This is a genomic window from uncultured Sphingomonas sp. (assembly GCF_964237155.1).
Taxonomy (GTDB): Bacteria; Pseudomonadota; Alphaproteobacteria; order Sphingomonadales; family Sphingomonadaceae; genus Sphingomonas.
The window spans coordinates 1-3,522 of the sequence record NZ_CAXSHH010000135.1 but is presented as its reverse complement, the minus strand read 5'-3'; the positions used below and the strand labels follow the sequence as shown (position 1 = coordinate 3,522).

Below are 3,522 nucleotides of genomic sequence, written 5' to 3'. Positions count from 1 at the left end.
CGATTCTCATCTTGATTGTCGCTGCGCTCGCATCCTGATTGTCGCGCTGCACAGATGCGGCTCGATCGCGGCCCACGCTTCGTCCGACAACCAGAACAGTGCCATGGCAACCTCCGTTGTTTTCAAAGGCAACGGTGAATCAGCGAACGGCGCTCAGCTCAACCCGCTGATTGGGTTTGAGCCCTAGGAGAGCAGTTCGGTAACGCGGGCGTTGGTGTCGGCGAACCAGGCTTACGGGTCGACTGCGCTCAGCTTGGCCATCTCGACCAAGCTGTAGATGGTGGCGGCGCGATCACCAACCTGCTCGAACCCGCGAACAGCCAGCTCTTGTCGTCGATGACGATGCTGCGCCGCGAGCGCTCGACCGCGTTGTTGTTGACCTCGAGCGAGTCGGCCGTCATCGACATAGTGGGTCAGGCCCGCCACCGCGCGACAGCTTGAGCAAGGTCAGGTCCAACCAGCCGCAGAACGCGTTTAGCAGCGGTCCGGCCCTGGTCTGGCGCTCACGTCGTCGCTCGTCAGGCGGTCGGCCGTGTAGGTCGTCCTCGACCGCATACAGCCCTTCAACGTGGTCGCGCGCCTCGCGGGCAGTAGCGGAGCCGGTCGCGGTTTGGACGTCTTAAAACTTGCGTCGGATATGTGCCCAGCAGGCGACTTGGCGATGCGCTCGCCATAAGAACCGGTCAAACCGGGCATTGGCGTCGGCGGGAAGATCGTCCCGAGCCGGGTCAGGTGATCGCCCTTGCGATCAGGGACGCAACCGGTTTCCTGCCTTAATCGCGTTTGGGACCGCTCCGAGATGGTGTAGATCGTCAGTGATGACGCCTTGTTCTAAAAGGTTTAGAGGTGGAGCGTCACGATCCGGCGATGCATGCTCCGAACTATCCGTTCATTTGTCCATCGGCGAGCGTTCGTCATGAAGCGGCAAGGGATCATCGGGCGCGCTCGCCGCATTGTGAAAGTCTGTTGCCCTCCGAGGTGGGCTGCCGCGGCCGTGATAGGGTTCGGCTGTATCGCCGCGCTGCTGGAAGCCCTGACGCTTTTCCTGTTCATACCTCTTTTTCGGAGTCTTGCCGGCTCGGCCGCGGAGGGCGGCCAAGGCACTACGCTGCGCTGGTTGCCCAATCTTCCATTCACAAACGACATAACGGTATCGCTCGTCATTCTGTTGTGCACGGCCGTGTTGGCGAAAGTCATACCGACATTGCTGCAGACAGGCGTTGCCCATTATGTCGAGGGCCTTGCCGCGCATCGCTTGCGATCGCGGATCTTCGAGCAGACTATCGCTTCTTGCATTGACTACCAGGGTGGTCGGCGCACTGACATCGTGGAGACCATTGCCACGAACAGTTGGACAGTAAGCGGCGAATTGACACTAATATAGCGCGGCGACGTTGTCTAATCAGTAAAAGGTTGCCGGTCGCGTGACCGACCGCCCCCTACCGTCAAATCCAAGTAGGCTTTAACTCAGGTGAACGTGGCGCTCGTCGTGAGTTTCCTTTGGCTACGCAGCGCGCCGCCGACCATGCCAAAGCCGGCGATCATCATGGCCCAGGCGGCGGGCTTGGGCACCGCGCTGGGCGTGCTGAATAGGCTAACCGCGCTGCTGTTCAGGAAAACCGAGGTGAACTCGACATTGTTGATCGCGCTCGCCGCGACCTCTCTCAGCGACAACGACAGGAAGCCCGCCGACGGCGTCGAAGGGGTGATCAGGTCTTCGAACGTGGAAGCCGTGCCCACGTCGTTATGGCCGAATACGAAGGCGCGCAAACCGTCTGGACCCGCATTCTCGGTGATGAACGTCGCCGCATAGACGGCGGGCGCGCACGCGACAGCCGAGACCGTGGCCGCGACGGCGAGTAGAAGCTTCTTCATGGAGGTAACCCCTTTTACGCAAACACGACCCGCAACCCGGGTCACACGCCTGATTCCAATTCCTGCTGTTTAGTTCCAAAATACTTAACCAGACGCGTCGAATGTACCAAAAGGAGACAACACGAGAACTCGCGTGGCGGCCAACGCTCCAATCACCACTAACATAGGTGTAAGTAAGTGATCGCGGGCCGTCATGCGGCCTGCGCAGCCCTGAAACAGAATGCATAAGGCCGTGTTCTCGAGATAGGTGTTTACGCTTCGTTCATATACGTGAAGGAGGGTGTCGGCGCTGACCTTTTCACTTTGCCAAAAGGTTTGCTGCCGCGATTGCTGCTGCCCAGCTCGCGGCTGCGAGGCCGGTGACAACGCCGAGTCGTATGTGCCGCGGTGCTCGCGTGTCCGAGATCGTCTCACGCTTAGGTTCTGGCGGTTGCGCCTTTATCATAAGATTGAGGTCGAGCGGCCGCAACGATGTCGCCTCCATCGCCGCTTTCAGTTTGCCTCTCCCAAGCGGCACCAGGAACGTGCAACCAATCTGCCCGTCGGCTTGCCGCACGACACGAGCCGGACACATTCCGACCCCCGCCAGTCCCAAACTGACGAATGCCCCGGCATGCAGTTCGGTTTCCGTCGGAACGCGAAAGCCCGTCGAGGACAAGTCCTCGACCACGACATCGTGCGGCTTCCATTCAGGGTCTCGCAACGTCCCGTCCAGCGCAACCGAGTGGCGTTCGGATTCCCGAACCTCACGATACAGCGCTGCGGCAACGGACATGGCCAACTCTCCCTCAAGTCTGCCCATGCCCGGCAAGGGCTTGCTGGACCGTAAACTTCGAAGCGGCTCCAGATGTTGTGTTTTGTCGCCCCCACGCCGGACAGGCGGGCGTCCAGGAGGTTGACGATCACGAACGCGCGGACCACCAGCCCGGCCGCGCAGCCCAGCTCGTCCGGCTTGTCGGCACCGATGACGGGTCCGGCCATCAGCGAGCGGGTTCCATAGAGGGCGGAGCCGCACATCCCCATCGTCATCGTACCTCTCTCTCCCCGCATTTGTCCCGGTGTTAACGCACCAGATGGGCGAGCCGGCGTACAGCCCCGCTCAGGCGCGATCGGAGCCGGGCCGCATTCCGGGGGCCGGGCGTTATCGGTTCACGCCGTGGCAGCCGAGGAGCAGCTTATCCCGAGCACCCGTCATCGTCGTGAAGCACCGACCCAAACCACGCCCGATGACGAGTTCGGGACCGCGTTGACCGGGCAGGCGGCCACGCTCAGCGGCTACGCGCGCCGGTTGGCGGGCAGCGGTGCGGACGCGGACGACCTGTTGCAGGACACCATGCTCCGGTGCTGGACCGCGCGTGCCAGCTTCAGGCCCGGAACCAGTCTGACCGCGTGGGGGCGGACGATCATGCGCAACCGGTTCTTGACCGGGCGAAGGCATACGCGGTTCCAGGCCGACATGCCCGAGGATGCGATCGATCGGCTGCTCAGCGTGGCGGAGAACCAGGAGGCCGCTGTCGACCTTCGCGATGTCGGTTGGGCGCTGACCGAACTCGCGCCCGAGCAGCGCGAAGCCGTATTGCTGGCGGGCGAGGATGGACTTGCCCCGGAAAAGTGGAGAGGTATTTGCTCAGCTGGCCGCCTGTCGCT

The 3,522-nt window shown here is 62.1% G+C and carries 6 protein-coding genes and 1 pseudogene; 2 read left to right on the top strand and 5 right to left on the bottom strand.

Annotated features, from left to right (window positions below):
• Window positions 1–187: hypothetical protein (locus tag ACFE71_RS15225; protein WP_375429608.1), on the top strand; the 187-nt coding region annotated here is incomplete at its 5' end.
• Window positions 188–231: 44 nt separating this feature from the next.
• Here the strand turns inward: ACFE71_RS15225 and ACFE71_RS15220 are convergent.
• The 5 genes and pseudogenes from ACFE71_RS15220 to ACFE71_RS15200 form a co-directional block, all read right to left on the bottom strand.
• Window positions 232–426, bottom strand: a complete 195-nt coding sequence (locus ACFE71_RS15220) for a hypothetical protein (RefSeq protein ID WP_375429607.1) — start codon at window positions 424–426, stop codon at window positions 232–234.
• A pseudogene (locus tag ACFE71_RS15215) lies at window positions 398–604 on the bottom strand (hypothetical protein); the annotation flags it as partial. The pseudogene ACFE71_RS15215 and the gene ACFE71_RS15220, both read right to left, overlap by 29 nt.
• 285 nt (window positions 605–889) lie before the next feature.
• Window positions 890–1,252: a hypothetical protein gene (locus ACFE71_RS15210; protein ID WP_375429606.1), complete on the bottom strand. Its 363-nt coding sequence runs from the start codon at window positions 1,250–1,252 to the stop codon at window positions 890–892.
• A gap of 215 nt (window positions 1,253–1,467) precedes the next feature.
• The gene (locus ACFE71_RS15205; protein ID WP_375429605.1) at window positions 1,468–1,920 is read right to left on the bottom strand and encodes a PEPxxWA-CTERM sorting domain-containing protein; all 453 of its coding nucleotides are present in this window, start codon (window positions 1,918–1,920) and stop codon (window positions 1,468–1,470) included.
• Window positions 1,921–2,173: 253 nt separating this feature from the next.
• Entirely contained in the window at window positions 2,174–2,650 is a 477-nt protein-coding gene (locus ACFE71_RS15200; protein ID WP_375429604.1) for a PilZ domain-containing protein, read from the bottom strand.
• A gap of 381 nt (window positions 2,651–3,031) precedes the next feature.
• On the opposite strand from ACFE71_RS15200, the gene ACFE71_RS15195 reads away from it, so the two are divergent.
• The coding region (locus ACFE71_RS15195) for a sigma-70 family RNA polymerase sigma factor (protein WP_375429603.1) at window positions 3,032–3,522 on the top strand (491 nt) is incomplete at its 3' end.

Bases quoted from the DNA above. Each gene is read 5' to 3' on its own strand.
- ACFE71_RS15210 (WP_375429606.1), bottom strand. From the start codon at position 1,252: ATGCGCGGCAAGGCCCTCGACATAATGGGCAACGCCTGTCTGCAGCAA.
- ACFE71_RS15200 (WP_375429604.1), bottom strand. From the start codon at position 2,650: ATGTCCGTTGCCGCAGCGCTGTATCGTGAGGTTCGGGAATCCGAACGC.